Origin of the sequence: Ruegeria sp. HKCCD4884, from assembly GCF_013110855.1 — a bacterium.
Classification (GTDB): domain Bacteria; phylum Pseudomonadota; class Alphaproteobacteria; order Rhodobacterales; family Rhodobacteraceae; genus Ruegeria.
In genome coordinates, this window is the sequence record NZ_WVRJ01000002.1 from 169,972 (window position 1) to 186,146 (window position 16,175).

Genomic DNA, 16,175 nt, shown 5'->3' on the forward strand with positions numbered 1-16,175 from the left:
TATCGATTCGACTATGCAAAGACTCCGCCAACTGGTCTCGCTGACCTACGCGCAGAAATTGTCTCTGGTGGCCGCGATCCCATTGGTGGTCGCTGTCGCTGCAATCGCCGTGCTGGTGGCTTACGAGGCCCGCGCGACAGCCGAGCGCGAGATCGAGGCACTGGAGCGCAGCTTGATCGAGGCCAAGAAGGAAGAGTTGCGTAACTATGTCACGCAGGCACGCAACGGATTTGCTTACATCTATGGTCGGGCTGAACCCAATGATGAAGTGGCCAAAAACCTGGTCACGCAAATCCTTTCTGCGATGATCTATGGTCAGGACGGGTTCTTCTTTGTTTATGACTATGACGGAAACAACTTGGTCAGCCCCAGACAGACGCAGTTCATCAATCAGAACTGGGAAGGGCTGACCGACAGCGAAGGCACGCCCATCGTGGACGAGTTCATTCGCCTCGCCCGCCAAGGCGCGGGTTGGCACAGCTTCATGTGGCAAAAGCCTTCGACCGGGGAAGAGGCGCAGATGATCGCTTATGTGGTCGGACTTCAGGACTGGCGTTGGGTCGTGGGCACGGGTGTTTTCATCGATGACATTGTCGCCACAGTGGCCAACGCGCGGGCCGAGGTCGAAGCCCGTGTACAACGCACCTTCATGTATATCGGTGCAATCGTGCTGGCGGCTGTCCTCATCGTTTTTGCCTCGGGCATGTTGTTGAACATTCGCGAACGCCGGTTGGCTGACGCCAAGCTGAAAGAACTGACCCAACGAGTCTTCGACGCGCAGGAAGAAGAACGTGGCCGGGTCGCGCGTGAGCTGCACGACGGCATCAGTCAGATCCTTGTCGGTGTTCGCTATGCGCTGGACAATGCCCGCCGCCGTCTGTCACGCGGCGACGACATCGGCGCGCGCGATCCGCTGGAAAAAGGGATCGACCACCTTGGCACCGCCATTACCGAGGTACGGCGCATCAGCCGCGACCTTCGCCCGGGTGTGCTGGACGATCTGGGCCTGGGGCCGGCACTGAAAGCGCTGACTGACGATTTCCGCGACCGTACCGGGATCGAGACCGAATTCTCGACAGTCGTGTTCCGCAACCGGCTGGATCAGGACAGCAAGATTGCCCTCTACCGCATAGCCCAAGAGGCTCTGACCAATATTGAACGCCATTCCGGTGCTACGCATGTTACGATAGACCTGCGCGGACATAAGAAGGGCGCGACCATGCGGATCACTGATAACGGTCTCGGATTGCGCACCGAGCCCGGGACGGCAACCACAGGCATCGGCCTGCGCAACATGCAGGAGCGTATCGAACAGCTTGACGGATCGTTACGGATTCTGTCATCACGCGGACCGCGAGGTGGAACGGTGATCGAAGCCAGCTTGCCGCTCAGCCACCTTCTGCCGCCGCAGGAAGACGCAACTCCGAACCGAAAGGCCGGTACATGAGTTCTGACAGCACACGGGTTCTTATTGTGGACGACCACCCGATGGTGGCCGAAGGCATCCAGTCTATCCTGGAAAGCTTTGAGGACATCAACGTGGTCGGCACACTCGGTAGTGGTCAGGCGGCTGTGGATCAGGCCGTCGACCTGGCCCCTGATGTCATCCTGATGGACCTAAACATGCCCGGTCTCGGTGGTCTCAGCGCGACGGAAATCATCCTCGAACGCCTTCCCGAAACGCGCATCCTGATCCTGTCGATGCATGATAGTCCCGAATACATCTCAACAGCTCTCAGCCATGGTGCCAAAGGCTATATTCTCAAGGATGTACCCACCGAAGAGATCAAGCAGGCCATCGATGCCGTTATGCAGGACGAACAATACCTGTGCACAGGCGCCAGCGGGTCCCTCAAACCAAAACAAGACAGCGCGCGCGAGGCACTGACCGGGCGCGAACAGACGATCCTGCTGGAACTTGCACAGGGCAAATCCAACAAGGAAGTCGCCCAAAAACTCGAGATTTCGGTGCGCACGGTCGAGACCCACCGCAAGAACATCAAGCGCAAACTAGGTATTTCTTCCACCGCTGGTCTGACACGCTATGCGCTGGAACATGGTGTGCTGCAAGGTACTGGCGTCGGCTTCTGATCTACGCGCACGCGCGGCGCGTCTGACTTGAAGTTACATGACTGAAGGTCGACGCCGGGCGGGTACTCAGGTCCGGGGTCTTATGTCCTGCCCAAAAAACACCAGTGTTCCGTCCTCGTCCAAAACGTGAAATTCGCGCTGAAGATAAGGTTGGTCAAACGGCGGGCGCACGCGCCCTTCGGGCAAATCAGCCAGCCCGGATTTCAGGCTTTCGTACAGGCCGTCTACATCGTCGACATCAATGTAAAACGACTGATCGTCGCCCAGTGACTTGCCGTCTTCCCGCGCGGGACATTCCAACAAGCGAATAGCCACCGACCCGAGCGACAGGAAGGCGTAGTTTTCCTGCCTGAACCCGCAGGAAAACCCAAGTCGGTCACAGTAGAAATCGATCTGGTTCTGCAAGGACGAACACAGCACGAATGGGGTAAGTTGCAAAATCTCAGGCATTTGAAGCTCCGACCATGAACCGCTTCAGTTTACCCACGACGGGTTTTCAATCCAGCAATTGATCTTTGCGCAGACCCGCGCGTTCATAGTGGTGCGGCAACACACGGCCATAAAGCTGCTGCGTCCGCTCGACCCCGCCGCACATGCCTTCAGCTTCGACAAACGAGAAAATTCCGACGTAGCGGCGTCGCTGTCCCGTGACAGGTGCCACCCGGTGCAGTGAATACCTCCCCTTGAAAATCTGCAGATCCCCAGGCTGAAGTTCTAGTTGGTGAACACGCGTCATGTTGCCGTCCAGAACCGAGGCTACCTGAGCAAAGTTCTCGTCTTCAGATGTGCGAAGATTGGGAACGTATTCGAACGCCCCTCCTGCCTCGCCATTCTGGATGGCCAGGGTCACTGTGTAGTTGTTCGTATCGAAGTGCCAGGGAAAGCCTTGCCCTTCTTCCACCACGTTGATGATCACATCCGCAAGCGGATCATCATAGCGGAAGAACCGATCCTCGGGTTCATTCAGAGCATCCCGAATGAACGGCAGAAAGTCCGCGAACTCATAAATCCGCCGCAAGGGACCGGACTGATGGAAGTTGTCCGCCGGGACAAAGGCGTTTGAACGTTCATAGAACCGACGTATCGGATGCCCGATACCAAATCGTGGATCGTCCTTGGTGAAATATGCGTTTGTGCGGCTGAAAGAGCGGTGCGCGTTGGGGGCAACGGCATCGGCTTCCTCGGCCAAAAGCGCGATGCCTTTTTCATGCACAAACCCGGGCAGGACCGCGCACCCATCATGCTCCAGCTCCTGCCTCAGGTCTCTGATCAACCGATCATAGGCTGGAGAGTCTGGGCAATCGATCGGGTACCGTCCAAGGTCTACCAGGTCTTGCAGCATTTTCCGCCTCCCTTGCATGCGCCCTACGGATGACCGTGCAGCAGACATATCGGCGGATCATGCCAATTTCAGACATTGGCTTGACGCTTTCAGACCCCAAAATGCGACCGCAAAACCAGAGAATCGAGCCGCGCTTTCCCGGAAGTTCCCAACATGCGGCAATCTGCGCAATAAAATGTCGCAAATTACCGCCCTCAGGACAGGAAATTTGCGATTTTGCCTGTTGACGCCCCTTCCCCCCGACCATAATGTCCCTGCACGCAAAGAAGGAGCCTCTGGCGATGAAAGCGCTAGTCGTAATCGTAGGAAAAACGCGCATGGGCCGGTAACGGAAAACCATAATCGAACCCATGCGCCTCCGAAAAAATCGGGGGCTTTTTTTTGGCAAAACGCAAGACACATGTCGCGAACGGAGCAAAGCAGATGACACGTGAGATGACCGGCGCAAAGATGGTGGTTCAGGCCCTCAAGGATCAGGGCGTGGACACGGTATTCGGATACCCCGGTGGCGCCGTCCTACCGATCTATGATGAGATCTTTCTGCAGAATGACATTCGCCACATTCTGGTGCGTCACGAACAAGGTGCGGTTCACGCAGCCGAAGGCTATGCGCGTTCGACCGGCAAGCCCGGCGTTGCGCTTGTGACCTCTGGTCCCGGGGCCACCAACGCTGTTACCGGCCTGACCGATGCTTTGATGGATTCGATCCCGATTGTGGTTCTGACGGGTCAGGTGCCGACCTTCATGATTGGATCAGACGCGTTTCAAGAGGCTGACACAGTTGGCATCACCCGCCCCTGCACCAAGCATAACTGGCTGGTGAAGGACACGGATTCGCTGGCCGAGACCATGCATGAGGCGTTCCATGTCGCTACCTCGGGCCGCCCCGGCCCTGTGTTGATCGACATCCCCAAGGACGTTCAGTTTGCGTCCGGCGAATACACCAGCCCGAAGCCTTCGACATCGCATTACCAGCCGGTATTGAAGGGCGACCTTGAGGAAATCACCGAGCTGGTTGCGGCCATCGAAACCGCCAAAAAGCCGGTTTTCTACACAGGTGGCGGCGTGATCAACTCGGGCCCCGCGGCCAGCCAACTGCTGCGCGAGTTGGTCGATTCGACTGGTATCCCGGTCACCTCGACCCTGATGGGATTGGGGGCCTACCCCGCGTCCGGTGAAAACTGGCTGGGCATGTTGGGAATGCATGGTCTCTATGAGGCCAACCTTGCGATGCATGACTGCGACCTGATGATCAATATCGGTGCGCGGTTCGATGACCGGATCACCGGGCGCGTCGATGCGTTCTCTCCAAACTCGAAGAAAGCGCATATCGATATTGACCCCTCGTCCATCAACAAGGTGATCCGCGTCGATATCCCGATTGTGGGCGATGTGGCCCATGTGCTGGAAGACATCCTGAAGGTCTGGAAAGCGCGCGGTCGCAAGACCGACGCGGCGGCTATCAAGCAATGGCAGGCGCAGATCTCTGAGTGGCGCAAGGTGAACTGCCTTGCCTTCACAGCCAGCGAAAAGACCATCAAACCTCAGCACGCGTTGCAACGGCTTGAGGAACTGACCAAAAAGCACGACCGCTATATCACCACCGAAGTGGGCCAGCATCAGATGTGGGCCGCGCAGTACCTCGGCTTCGAAGACCCCAACCGCTGGATGACATCCGGTGGTCTGGGCACGATGGGTTACGGCTTCCCGGCCTCTATCGGTGTGCAGATGGCGCACCCGGATGCGCTGGTGATCAATGTGGCCGGTGAAGCGTCGTGGCTGATGAACATGCAGGAAATGGGCACCGCCGTTCAGTACCGCCTGCCGGTGAAACAGTTCATCCTGAACAACGAACGTCTGGGCATGGTCCGCCAGTGGCAGGAACTGCTGCATGGCGAGCGGTATTCGCACAGCTGGTCCGAGGCCCTGCCCGATTTTGTCAAGCTGGCTGAGGCGTTTGGCGCGAAAGGCATCCTGTGTTCCGACCCCGCCGATCTGGACGATGCGATCATGGAAATGATCACCTATGACGGCCCGGTGATCTTCGACTGTCTGGTTGAAAAGCACGAGAACTGCTTCCCCATGATCCCGTCGGGCAAGGCCCATAATGAGATGCTGCTGGGCGAGGCCGAGACGCAGGGCGTGATCGATTCCAAAGGTTCGGTTCTGGTTTAACGCAATTCGACGGATTTGGTCGGGCGCCTTGTTGCGCCCGGCATCTAAAGGATGATGAAAGGGACATAAATGTCTGCCCTACATATCAAAAAAGGCTCCACCCGCCATTCGGCCTATAACCTACGCCCCACCTTCTCGGACGTACAGGAACGCCACACGATCGCGGTTCTGGTCGAAAACGAACCCGGCGTTCTGGCGCGTGTGATTGGATTGTTCTCTGGCCGTGGCTATAACATCGAAAGCCTGACCGTGGCCGAGGTGGATCACACCGGCCATCTCAGCCGCATCACCATCGTCACCACCGGAACCCCTCAGGTGATCGAGCAGATCAAGGCGCAGTTGGGCCGGATCGTGACCGTGCATGATGTGCATGATCTGACGGTCGAAGGCCCATCGGTCGAACGGGAATTGGCCATCATCAAAGTGGTTGGTGAAGGAGACAAACGGGTCGAGGCATTGCGCCTGGCCGATATTTTCCGCGCCAATGTAGTCGACAGCACGCTCAACTCATTCATTTTTGAAATCACCGGCGCGCCTGACAAGATCGATGCGTTTGCCGATCTCATGCGCCCGCTTGGCCTTGTCGAGATCGCGCGGACCGGTGTCGCAGCGTTGCTGCGCGGCGATTAAATTTCGTTCCCGTTCCGAGGTATTTTGGGGCGGGGATACTTCATGGGTTGGCGGCGCAACGCGCTCGCCGCCCACGTGGCCTTATTGCGCTATTTTTGCAATAGGGGCCCGAGCTTCCGGATAAAGATCAGTCATTTTCAGATAAAGCCTATTGCCTTTGCGCTATACGGCGCTAGCGTTGGGTGTGCAACGCGACGTGGGGATACGTTGCTTGGGGTTATTCTGTGCGATTTATCACTGTTCAACTGGCCTTGGCCGTGGTGTTCAGTTGGTTTCATCCGAAGGCAAAGCAACACTTGGACGGCCATGACCGACGATACCCGCAGTCCTGAAGAGCTACGCGCAATGTTCAGCGAGAATCTTCGGCGCTTGGCGCAGCAACATCGCTCGATCTCGGCCCTGTGCCGCAAACTCGGGGTGAACCGGACGCAGTTCAACCGGTATCTTACTGGAGAAAGCGTTCCCCGACCCGATGTTCTGGACCGGATCTGTCGTTTTTTCGACGTGGATGCCCGCATCCTTCTGAAACCGCTGGATGAGATCGAAAAGTCAGAGAGTCACCCGGCAACCTCAGCCCTGACCGAGTTTCTGGGCTCCGGGTCAGACGCGATTGAGAAATCGCCGTTTGCACCCGGGTTTTATGCGGTGATCGAAAGCCTTTCGGACGAGCATCGCATGACATTGTTGCACGCCCGACCACTGACCCAATGCACCTTGATACGGGGCTATGTTTCGCGTGCGGCGATGCCCGAAGCCCCACCGCAGGCCCGTGAGATACAAGGGATCGCAGCCTGTAGCGGCGATACCGTGTACATGCTGACATCCCAGCGGGGCGGACATAACAGCCGGGTCTATCTGATCTCACCCGATGCCACGGGAACAGCGGTTCAATGGCGCGGATCTGTGGTCAACTCAGCCGATACATCCAACCCGGAACCGGTAGTCCTCAAGTATCTGGGGCACGACTCGGCCGCGATTTTTGCCGCTGCGCGCCTATCCACAAACAATCTGGCGCAGCATTTCTAATCGGTCGCAGATGCGGCGTCTTGCTGACCATCACCCTGCGTGATCTGCCGATACAGATGCCAGCTCGCGTGGCCGAGCAAAGGCAGCACAATTAACAACCCCAGAAACCACGGCACCATCGCCACGAACGTTACAACCGCGATAAAGGCGCCCCAGCCCAGCATGACAAACAGGTTTTCCTTTACGTAGGAAAAGCTTGTGATCATGGCCGTGACAAAATCCAGTTCACGATCCAGCAACAACGGGATCGACAGAACGGTGATCATATACAGAACGGTCGCAAAGATCGCCCCTACCGCCGTTCCAACGGCCAGCATGGTCAGGCCGTTCAGAGTGAAGAAGACTTCGGTCGAGGTCGAGATGTTCGTCATCGTTGCCAGCCCCAGAAACAGGGCAAAGATCATGTGCCCCAAAAAGAACCAGAACAGAAACATCACAACGATGATCGCGCAGATCGACGGCAACTGCCTACGGCTCTGCTGTAGCACCACACCAAAGATTGCAGCAACATCCAAAGGCTCACCCTGCTCAAGCCGGTGCGAGACCTCGTAAAGCCCGACCGCTGCGAAAGGTCCGATCAACGGAAACCCGATGGCTGCCAGCACCAGCCAGAAGGTTGTTCCGGTTTGCACAGTCACCCACGCCATGGCCCAGCCCGCCAGCACATAAAAACCCGCAAAAATCAGCCCGAATAAAGGTGCGCGACGGAAATCGGCCCATGCGCGCTGCAATGCAGTGCGCAGCATGTCGGTATCGACCGGTCGCATTTCCGGCACTCCAAAAGGCTTTTCCATGATGTCCTCTCCTCCCTGTCCGGCGTTATGGCATCGCCGGTCTCTTATTTGGCCAGTTGGTTTCGGCATGATAGGCCGCCCCAATTGACAGTAGTTTCTTGTCTGAGCCCCTTGGCCCAAACAGCTGGAACCCCATCGGTAATCCGTTTGATCCAAAGCCAGCAGGCGCCGCTAAACAGGGCAATCCAATCAGGCTGACCGGCACTGTGACGTGCATCCATCGGTGATAGGTATCCATGGCCCGACCCACGATACTGGTCGGGTACGGGGTCTCGATCCCGAAGGGCCAGACCTGTGCGGATGGCAGAACCAGTGCGTCAAACCGAGTGAACAGGTCCGCCGCGCAGCGGAACCAGTCAGAGCGGATAACGCTGGCGTGCTGCACCTCCATCGCGCGCATGGACAGGCCGCGATCCAGTTCCCATTGTGCGGTATCTTTCAGATGATCCTTTTGTGCTGCCAAGGGCTCCAGCCCCGCCGCAACGCTGAACGACCGCAGCGTGATCCAACTTTTCCAAAGCTGTTCCGCATCGAAAGGCGGATCCACGTCTTGCACATCAGCGCCAAAGCTTTCACACACGGCCAACGCATCTTTGCAAAGGTCGAGAATGCCAGGCTCGATCGGGAACGCCCCGCCCCAATCCCCAAGCCAACCGATCTGCAGCCCTTGCATGTCCGCCGGTGTCACCGGTGACACCAGAGTACTTTCAGAGGCTAAAGGCAGGCGCGGGTCTGGCCCCGAGATGACGTCGAGCAAAATGCCCAGATCCTCGGGGCTGCGGGCCATGGGGCCAAGTGTCGACAATTGATGCAGAAAGCTGTCGCCGACAGGATCAGACGGCACCCTGCCCCAGCTTGGGCGAAAGCCGTAGACATTGTTCCAGGCCGCTGGGTTACGCAGGCTGCCCATCATGTCGGATCCGTCTGCCAGCGCCACCATACCCGTGGCCAGGGCCACCGCCGCCCCACCAGACGAACCTCCGCAGGTATAGTCGGCGTCATACGGGTTGCGCGTCGCACCATAAACCGGGTTGAATGTGTGCGAGCCCAATCCGAATTCCGGCGTGTTGGTCTTTCCGATCAGGATCGCCCCCGCATCCCGCATCCGGGCGGCAATCAGATCGTCACTGTCCGGCACGACACCTTTGAACAAAGGCGATCCGTGAGACGAGACCACACCTGCCACATTGACCAAATCCTTGACCGCAATTGGCAGCCCGTGCAGCGGGCCGGTGATTGGGTCACTGTCGTGCTTGCGCGCCTCGTCCATCAACGCACTCTCATCGCGCAGCGCAACGATAGCATTCACATCGCCATTCACCGCCGCGATACGATCAAGTGTGGAGCGCATCACATCCGTGGCTGAAACCTGTCGGGTTATCAGTTGTTTCAAAAGCTCTGCAGCCGATATCCTGGTCAGGTCCATAACACGCCGGTCTGTTGTTCGTCTTCAACAGCCTAGCGAGCGGTTCAGCTCATTTAAACCCACTGTTTAAATGTATCTTTTTGCCACCACAGCACTGGAACACTTCACCTTGCCGGACGACCAAAATGCAAGTTGCTGTCCGGCCCAAGGCAATGACGCAGGCACAGATAAATCGCGAGGGTACTCAGCACCAACCACACCCCGCCCCACATCATTGTTGTTCCGCCGAACTCCTCGGCCAACATGAACGCGTCAGAGCGTATGCCAGAGCGTCGGATCGTGTCGTCAAAGATGTCGAACGGCACATAGATCACACTGGTCAACCCGATGACGCGCAGCACAAGGTCGCTGACCTCGTGGCGTAGATACCAGGCGGTGGCGATCATCACCGACCCGACACCGATACAAAACACAAGTGCAAACAGATTGCGGATGTAAAGCACAGCTACCAAACTCATGACCCCGCCAAAACCTGCCAGAACTGCACGGTCAGCCCGCGTACGCAAAGCAATGATCAAAAGGCCCATGCCCAGCAAAAGCGAGCCAAGATACCCGGCGGACAGGCTGAGAAACCGGTTGCCACCCCGACCGATCACCAGCCCACCCTGCTGTGGTGAGATCGAAAAGCTTTCGACCGAGCCGCCGGTCAAAATTATCGTCACGGCGTGAGACAGCTCGTGCAGAAAGACGATCAGAATTTTCAGCGGAACCACAGCGGGTGTGTTCCAAAGCAGAAAAACCAATGTGGTGATCGCAATAAGCTGCCAGTGCCCTTTCAACAAATTGAGAAAAGAGCTTTGGCGCTTCACCTTAGCTGTCGCCCTGCGCCTCGGACCGGCTTTTACCTGCCACGTTCAGAGCCAGCGTTGCCGCCATGAAACCGTCCAGATCGCCATCCAGAACGCCCTTGGTGTCCGAAGTCTCATGGTTCGTGCGCAGATCCTTGACCATCTGGTACGGCTGCAACACGTAGGACCGGATCTGGTTGCCCCAACCTGCATCGCCTTTGGCCTCATGCGCGGCGTTGATATCCGCGTTCCGACGATCCAGTTCCTGTTGATAAAGGCGCGATTTCAGGGCCTTCATCGCGATATCGCGGTTCTGGTGCTGCGATTTCTCGGACGAGGTCACCACAATCCCGGTTGGAATGTGCGTTATCCGTACCGCCGAGTCCGTGGTGTTGACGTGCTGACCACCTGCGCCGGAGGACCGGTAGGTGTCGATGCGGATGTCGGCCGGGTTCACCTCTATCTCGATATTGTCATCCACCACCGGATAGACCCAAACCGAGCTGAACGAGGTATGGCGTTTCGCCGCCGAGTCAAAAGGCGAAATTCGCACCAGCCGGTGCACGCCGCTTTCCGATTTCAGCCAGCCATAAGCGTTATGGCCCGAGATCTTATACGCGGCAGATTTGATGCCCGCCTCTTCGCCTGCGGTTTCGGACTGCAGCTCAACCGTATAGCCCTTTTTCTCGGCCCAGCGAACGTACATCCGCGCAAGCATCGAAGCCCAGTCGCAACTTTCGGTACCACCTGCGCCCGAGTTGATTTCGAGGAAGGTGTCGTTGCTGTCTGCCTCACCGTCCAGCAGCGCTTCAAGCTCTTTCTTGGCGGCTTTACCCTGCAGCGCCTTGATCGCAGCTTCGGCGTCCTGAACGACCTCTTCATCCTCTTCCATCTCGCCCAGTTCGATTAGCTCGATATTGTCGCTGAGATCGGTTTTGATGGTTTCATAGGTCTCGATGGCGTCAACCAGCATCTGCCGTTCGCGCATCAGCTTCTGCGCGTTTTCAGGGTTGTCCCACAGGTTCGGATCTTCGACACGCGCGTTGAATTCCTCAAGGCGATGCGGCGCGGTTTCATAGTCCATACGCTGCGCCAGCAGCTCCAACGACTTTTCGATTTCCGCCACGATGTTCTGGGTTTCGGCGCGCATGGTCTTGTCCCAACTTGCTCAATCAGGCTTGCGTGATAGCAAGAGGTGCAAGACACCACAAGACGGGCCGACCGCGAATGCCAAGCACATGCGACGAGTTTCTGGACGAATGGAACCTGCATCAGCCAGAGCTGGTTGCCGAGACCGGTCAGGCGCAGGTTTGGAAAGTGTCGTCGAAACACGGACCCGCCGCATTGAAACTCTACCGCACACAGGATCGCGGCAACGAAGCACCCGGCAGTGCGCTGTTGAATGCGTGGCGAGACCGGGGTGCGGTTCGTATTTTCAACGAAGAGCGGAACGCTGTTCTAATGGAATGGCTGGATGGTCCGTCATTGGGTGACATTGCGCGTTCGGGGCGCCCCGATGACGCCACTAGAATCCTTGCCGAAACCGCTGCGCGTCTGCATGGAAAGCCCACCATCCGGGATCAGGGTTTGAGACCCCTGGACCAGGTTTTCACCCCGTTGTTTACTTGCGCTTTTGCGCCAACATGCCCAGCCCTTCTGCGCAATGACATGCTGTCCGCCATGGACATGGGCCGGCATCTGTTGAACAGCCAACCAGCGCCCGTGCCTCTTCACGGGGATCTTCACCCTGACAACATCATCATGACCGATGCAGGCCCACGGGTTTTCGATGCCAAAGGGTATGTCGGAGACCCGACGTTTGAGCTGGCAAATGCATTACGCCACCCAAAAGGAATGCCAGATTTGGTGCGTGATCCTCAGCAGATCGAAACCTGCCTGTCGCTCTACTCCAAAGCGCTGAGAGTACCAAAGGAACGGCTGGCCCAATGGGCCGCCGTCAAATGCGCCTTGTCCATTTACTGGCGATCCGATGGAGCCATCAAAAACGATCCAGAAGCAGACCTTTTGTCTCTGCTTCTGCGTCAATCTGGTCAGTAAAGCCCGCCAGTACTCAGGTCGCCCTGCGTGGCTTTGGGCCCGACAGTGACCGTCTGACCTGTCGAGGTCTGAACCTGCACGCCTGCGCGCTGCACTTCCTCAAACAAAGGAAGATCCGAACCGATGGCAAATCCGCCGTCATAAACACGGTCGATAAACCCGTCGACGCCGTCACGGAAGAATTCAGCCACAACATAGTCACCGCTTGCATCGTCAGGCAGCCGCGCGCCACTGAAACGGTCGATCTTGATGAAATGACCGCCTTCCGGCACTTCGAACGGACCGCCGCCGTATTTCTCGACAGCTTTTTCCATGAAGCTTTGGAACACAGGGCCACACATCGTGCCGCCGTAAGCCCCCCGCCCCATCGGACGCGGGCGGTCGTAGCCGATGTAGCATCCCGCCACGATGTTCGAGGTAAATCCGATGAACCACGCATCCTTGGATTCATTGGTGGTTCCGGTCTTTCCCGCTGTCGGAACCGGCAGGTTGACATAACGCGAAGCAGTGCCACGATCCACAACGCCCGTCATCATTGAGGTCAACTGATAGGCTGTGATCGCATCCATCACCTGAGGGCGGTCCGTCACAAGGGTCGGAGATTCATCAGCGGCCATCCATGTGGAATCGCAATCCAGACACTGACGGTCGTCGTGGCGATAGATGGTTTTGCCGAACCGGTCCTGAATACGGTCGACCAGAGTGGGTTCGACCCGCTGACCGCCATTGGCAAACATCGCATAGGCAGCCACCATCTTGTAGAGCGTCGTCTCTTCGGACCCCAGCGAGTTGGCAAGGAATGCTCCCATCCGGTCGTAGACGCCAAAGCGTTCCGCATAGCCTGCAACCACCGGCATCGTGACTTCTTGCGCCAGACGGATGGTCATCAGGTTCCGCGACTGCTCGATCCCGGTGCGCAGCGGCGTCGGTCCGTAGAACTTGTTCGACGAGTTCTTGGGACGCCACAGACCCTGTGGCGTGTTCACCTCAATCGGGGCATCCACAACGATGGTTGCGGGGCTATAGCCACTGTCCAGTGCGGCGGCATAGACGAAGGGCTTAAAGGACGATCCGGGCTGACGCTGTGCCTGCGTGGCGCGGTTGAACACTGTGTCCTGATAAGAGAACCCGCCCTGCATCGCCAGAACACGCCCCGAGTTCACATCCATCGCAACAAAGCCGCCCTGCACTTCGGGCACCTGTCGGGCGGACCACTGCCCCTCTTCCCCAGCCATGACAAGGATCACGTCACCGCGTTTGAAGTTCGCTGCAAAATCGCCCTGCATCCATTTGATGTCTGAACGTGGGACAACACCATCCGCAGGCCCGTTTTCGATCCCGACCGTGAGTTGCTGGTCCTCGACATTTAAGACGACCGCAGGATACCATCGGGTCGGTAGCACCACATCGCGTGGAATTTCCATGACCGACAACGCTTCGCGCCACTGCGCCTCATCCGTCAACGTTTCTTCCGGGATCACTTCGCCGGTTCCACGCCATCTGCCGCGTGAGCGGTCGTATTTCTGCAGCGCGGTACGCAGGGCTTTGGCAGCTTCGATCTGCATTTCTTCGTCCACAGACGCACGAACCGTAAAGCCGCCGGTAAAGAACTCGCCTTCGCCAAAATCCTCGCTCAACTGGCGGCGGATTTCGTCGGTGAAATAGTCCCGCGGCGGCAAAGCGGTGCGGAAACTTTCAAAGTCACCGTTCTGCACCGAACGCAGCGGCATTTCGACTTCGACCTCATAGGTCGCCTGATCGATATAGCCGTTCTGGTTCATCTCACGCAGCACATAGTTGCGGCGGGCCAGAAGGCGTTCTTTTTGGCGAACCGGGTGGTAATCCGACGGTGCCTTTGGCATTGCGGCCAACATCGCGGCCTCATGCGGAGCAAGTTCCTGCAAGGTCTTGTTGAAATAGGTCTGCGCCGCAGCCGTCACACCGTACGAGTTCTGACCCAGAAAGATCTCGTTCATGTAAAGCTCGAGGATCTGTTCCTTGTCCAAGGTATCCTCAAGCCGGGTGGCGAGGATGATTTCCTTGATCTTGCGTTCAGCTCGGCGGTCACCCGATAGCAGGAAGTTCTTCATCACCTGCTGGGTGATGGTCGAGGCCCCGCGCACGGTTTCGCCCTTGCTGCGCACGGCCTCAACCCCCGCGGCGATGATACCACGCGGGTCATATCCCTGATGGGTGTAAAAGTTCTTGTCTTCCGCCGAAATGAAGGCCTGCTTCACCAGATCAGGAATTTCCTCGGATGGGGTGAACAGACGACGCTCTTGCGCGAATTCGTCGATCAGCTGACCTTCGCCCGAATAGATCCGGCTGATGGTCGGAGGCTTGTACTGTGCCAGCGATTCATGGCTGGGCAGGTCGCGCCCATACATCCAAAACACCGCACCGATTACCAGTGCGGCCATGAAAATACCCAAAGTAACGAGGCTGAAGATGGCCCCGAAAAACGAAAGAATGAACCGGATCACGTTACTGCCTTTTACTCGCGGTGCCGTCTATATAGTGATGCGCCGCCTGAGGGTCAAAACACCAAGCGTATTCTAGCCGGTTTGCGCCGTAAGGTCACTGGCCAATCAGGGATTTACGGATCACATCCTGCTGTCGCCAATCCTCAAGCCCCTGATAAATACCCAGAGCCATTTTCGACCGCCATTCCGGATCCTTGAGGTTTTTCAGATCTCTGGGACTGGACAAGAATCCAAGCTCGACCAGAACAGAAGGGATATCCGCCGCCTTGAGCACGGAAAAAGACGCCGTGCGCAGCGGTTTGCGGTTCATTGGGCCACCTTGCTGCGCCATGCCGTTGGCAATTGCCGAGGCCAGCGACCGTGTGCGCGGCTTGGTTTCCTGCCGCGCCAGATCCAGCAGAACATCGGCCACCTGATCGTCCGAGCCGCTGAGATCAACACCCGAAAGCAAATCCCCCCGGTCGTGTCGCTCGGCCAGTTTTGAACTTGCTACATCCGAGGCATCATCGGACAAAGTATAGACCGCCGCGCCATGTGCCTGCCCCTCGGACAGGGAATCAGCGTGCAGCGAAATGAACAGATCGGCACCCGCGCGATGGGCCAAGGCAATCCGACGCTCAAGCGACACGAACTGATCCTCAACCCGCGTCAGGACCACCTCGTATCTGCCTGAACGCAAAAGAACTTCCCGCAGCTCACGCGCGAAAGTCAGCATCATCGTCTTCTCATTCACATCGCCGACTTCGGCACCCGGATCAATTCCGCCATGACCCGGATCCAGCATGACACGCAGGGGCCGGTCGGCGCTGCGTGGTTCCGCTTGCGGCAGGTTGGCGGGTTCCGGCAGGTCCCAGCCCGGATTGCGCGGCGCACCTGCGGTTGCGTTGAACGTGTCGAAATCCGTGCCCTTGAGGTTCAGGGACAATACGGCAGCACCCGAATCCTCGGCAACTGACAATTGCGCTGTATCAACCGCCATGGGTGCGCCTAGCTCCAGCACCAGACGCGACCAGCCAGGAACATAAGCTCCGAACTGAACACCGCTGATGCGATCTGATTGCAGGAAGTCCTGCGACTTCAAACCCGTCCAGTCGACCTCGTTAAAGTCCAGAACCATCCGATACGGGTCCTGCAAGGTGAAGATCCGGTACGGCACCCCTTGGCTGAGGCCGATATTCACCTGCACCCCAGTACGCCCGACATCCGTAATGCGGCTTTGGTCTGGCTGGACACGCGCCAGCGCGCTGAAATCCTGCGCCATCGCACCGCTGGCAAGCGCCCATATCAGGGCGATGCAAAAGAAGATCCTGCTCATAGCCTCAAGTTTTCCCGAGATCGTTTGGACGGCAGCCTATAACACTA

14 protein-coding genes are annotated in these 16,175 nt (G+C 57.6%); 6 read left to right on the plus strand and 8 right to left on the minus strand.

Going from position 1 to position 16,175, the window contains the following annotated elements; translation table 11 throughout:
* Positions 1–13: 13 nt before the first annotated feature.
* Positions 14–1,447 carry a cache domain-containing protein gene (locus GS636_RS03275; RefSeq protein ID WP_171668428.1) on the plus strand — a complete coding sequence of 478 codons (1,434 nt, stop codon included), beginning with the start codon at positions 14–16 and terminating at the stop codon, positions 1,445–1,447.
* Positions 1,444–2,091: a response regulator transcription factor gene (locus GS636_RS03280; RefSeq protein WP_171090607.1), complete on the plus strand. Its 648-nt coding sequence runs from the start codon at positions 1,444–1,446 to the stop codon at positions 2,089–2,091. Before GS636_RS03275 ends, GS636_RS03280 begins: the two co-directional genes overlap by 4 nt.
* Before the next feature lie 66 nt (positions 2,092–2,157).
* On the opposite strand, the gene GS636_RS03285 is transcribed toward GS636_RS03280, so the two are convergent.
* Positions 2,158–2,541 carry a VOC family protein gene (locus GS636_RS03285; protein ID WP_171090609.1) on the minus strand — a complete coding sequence of 128 codons (384 nt, stop codon included), beginning with the start codon at positions 2,539–2,541 and terminating at the stop codon, positions 2,158–2,160.
* A 46-nt stretch (positions 2,542–2,587) separates the two neighbouring features.
* Positions 2,588–3,433 carry a 2OG-Fe(II) oxygenase gene (locus GS636_RS03290; protein ID WP_171668429.1) on the minus strand — a complete coding sequence of 282 codons (846 nt, stop codon included), beginning with the start codon at positions 3,431–3,433 and terminating at the stop codon, positions 2,588–2,590.
* Between the two features lie 423 nt (positions 3,434–3,856).
* Between GS636_RS03290 and GS636_RS03295 the strand changes: the two genes are divergently transcribed.
* From GS636_RS03295 to GS636_RS03305, 3 genes are all read left to right on the plus strand, one after another.
* Positions 3,857–5,608: an acetolactate synthase 3 large subunit gene (locus tag GS636_RS03295; RefSeq protein WP_171090613.1), complete on the plus strand. Its 1,752-nt coding sequence runs from the start codon at positions 3,857–3,859 to the stop codon at positions 5,606–5,608.
* A gap of 69 nt (positions 5,609–5,677) precedes the next feature.
* Positions 5,678–6,238: an acetolactate synthase small subunit gene (ilvN, locus tag GS636_RS03300; protein ID WP_170382781.1), complete on the plus strand. Its 561-nt coding sequence runs from the start codon at positions 5,678–5,680 to the stop codon at positions 6,236–6,238.
* A 306-nt stretch (positions 6,239–6,544) separates the two neighbouring features.
* A complete protein-coding gene (locus tag GS636_RS03305) occupies positions 6,545–7,264 on the plus strand; it encodes a helix-turn-helix domain-containing protein (protein ID WP_171668430.1) in 720 nt (239 codons plus the stop codon).
* Here the strand turns inward: GS636_RS03305 and GS636_RS03310 are convergent.
* The 4 genes from GS636_RS03310 to prfB all read right to left on the minus strand — a co-directional run bounded on the left by GS636_RS03310 (position 7,261) and on the right by prfB (position 11,422).
* Positions 7,261–8,058 carry a DUF2189 domain-containing protein gene (locus GS636_RS03310; protein WP_171668431.1) on the minus strand — a complete coding sequence of 266 codons (798 nt, stop codon included), beginning with the start codon at positions 8,056–8,058 and terminating at the stop codon, positions 7,261–7,263. The genes GS636_RS03305 and GS636_RS03310 overlap by 4 nt on opposite strands.
* 25 nt (positions 8,059–8,083) lie before the next feature.
* The gene (locus GS636_RS03315; RefSeq protein WP_171668432.1) at positions 8,084–9,484 is read right to left on the minus strand and encodes an amidase; all 1,401 of its coding nucleotides are present in this window, start codon (positions 9,482–9,484) and stop codon (positions 8,084–8,086) included.
* A 104-nt stretch (positions 9,485–9,588) separates the two neighbouring features.
* Positions 9,589–10,293: a M50 family metallopeptidase gene (locus GS636_RS03320; protein ID WP_171668433.1), complete on the minus strand. Its 705-nt coding sequence runs from the start codon at positions 10,291–10,293 to the stop codon at positions 9,589–9,591.
* Between the two features lies 1 nt (position 10,294).
* Complete coding sequence (gene prfB / locus GS636_RS03325) at positions 10,295–11,422, minus strand: peptide chain release factor 2 (RefSeq protein WP_171090621.1); 1,128 nt, start codon at positions 11,420–11,422, stop codon at positions 10,295–10,297.
* 77 nt (positions 11,423–11,499) lie between these two features.
* On the opposite strand from prfB, the gene GS636_RS03330 reads away from it, so the two are divergent.
* Positions 11,500–12,330, plus strand: a complete 831-nt coding sequence (locus GS636_RS03330; RefSeq protein ID WP_171668434.1) for an aminoglycoside phosphotransferase family protein — start codon at positions 11,500–11,502, stop codon at positions 12,328–12,330.
* Here GS636_RS03330 and GS636_RS03335 read toward each other — a convergent pair.
* Together GS636_RS03335 and GS636_RS03340 are read right to left on the minus strand one after the other, a co-directional pair.
* Positions 12,324–14,813 (minus strand): PBP1A family penicillin-binding protein, encoded by a 2,490-nt coding sequence (locus tag GS636_RS03335; RefSeq protein WP_171185767.1) that lies wholly within the window; start codon positions 14,811–14,813, stop codon positions 12,324–12,326. The two genes, GS636_RS03330 and GS636_RS03335, sit on opposite strands and share 7 nt — an antisense overlap.
* A gap of 94 nt (positions 14,814–14,907) precedes the next feature.
* Positions 14,908–16,128, minus strand: coding sequence for an N-acetylmuramoyl-L-alanine amidase (locus GS636_RS03340; protein ID WP_171185769.1), 1,221 nt, complete (start codon positions 16,126–16,128; stop codon positions 14,908–14,910).
* Positions 16,129–16,175: the final 47 nt, after the last annotated feature.

What these genes read in the sequence shown, in the direction of transcription:
- GS636_RS03275 (WP_171668428.1), top strand. Translation starts at nt 14, where the DNA reads ATGCAAAGACTCCGCCAACTGGTCTCGCTGACCTACGCGCAGAAATTG.
- GS636_RS03280 (WP_171090607.1), top strand. Translation starts at nt 1,444, where the DNA reads ATGAGTTCTGACAGCACACGGGTTCTTATTGTGGACGACCACCCGATG.
- GS636_RS03285 (WP_171090609.1), bottom strand. Translation starts at nt 2,541, where the DNA reads ATGCCTGAGATTTTGCAACTTACCCCATTCGTGCTGTGTTCGTCCTTG.
- GS636_RS03290 (WP_171668429.1), bottom strand. Translation starts at nt 3,433, where the DNA reads ATGCTGCAAGACCTGGTAGACCTTGGACGGTACCCGATCGATTGCCCA.
- GS636_RS03295 (WP_171090613.1), top strand. Translation starts at nt 3,857, where the DNA reads ATGACACGTGAGATGACCGGCGCAAAGATGGTGGTTCAGGCCCTCAAG.
- ilvN (WP_170382781.1), top strand. Translation starts at nt 5,678, where the DNA reads ATGTCTGCCCTACATATCAAAAAAGGCTCCACCCGCCATTCGGCCTAT.
- GS636_RS03305 (WP_171668430.1), top strand. Translation starts at nt 6,545, where the DNA reads ATGACCGACGATACCCGCAGTCCTGAAGAGCTACGCGCAATGTTCAGC.
- GS636_RS03310 (WP_171668431.1), bottom strand. Translation starts at nt 8,058, where the DNA reads ATGGAAAAGCCTTTTGGAGTGCCGGAAATGCGACCGGTCGATACCGAC.
- GS636_RS03315 (WP_171668432.1), bottom strand. Translation starts at nt 9,484, where the DNA reads ATGGACCTGACCAGGATATCGGCTGCAGAGCTTTTGAAACAACTGATA.
- prfB (WP_171090621.1), bottom strand. Translation starts at nt 11,422, where the DNA reads ATGCGCGCCGAAACCCAGAACATCGTGGCGGAAATCGAAAAGTCGTTG.
- GS636_RS03330 (WP_171668434.1), top strand. Translation starts at nt 11,500, where the DNA reads ATGCCAAGCACATGCGACGAGTTTCTGGACGAATGGAACCTGCATCAG.
- GS636_RS03340 (WP_171185769.1), bottom strand. Translation starts at nt 16,128, where the DNA reads ATGAGCAGGATCTTCTTTTGCATCGCCCTGATATGGGCGCTTGCCAGC.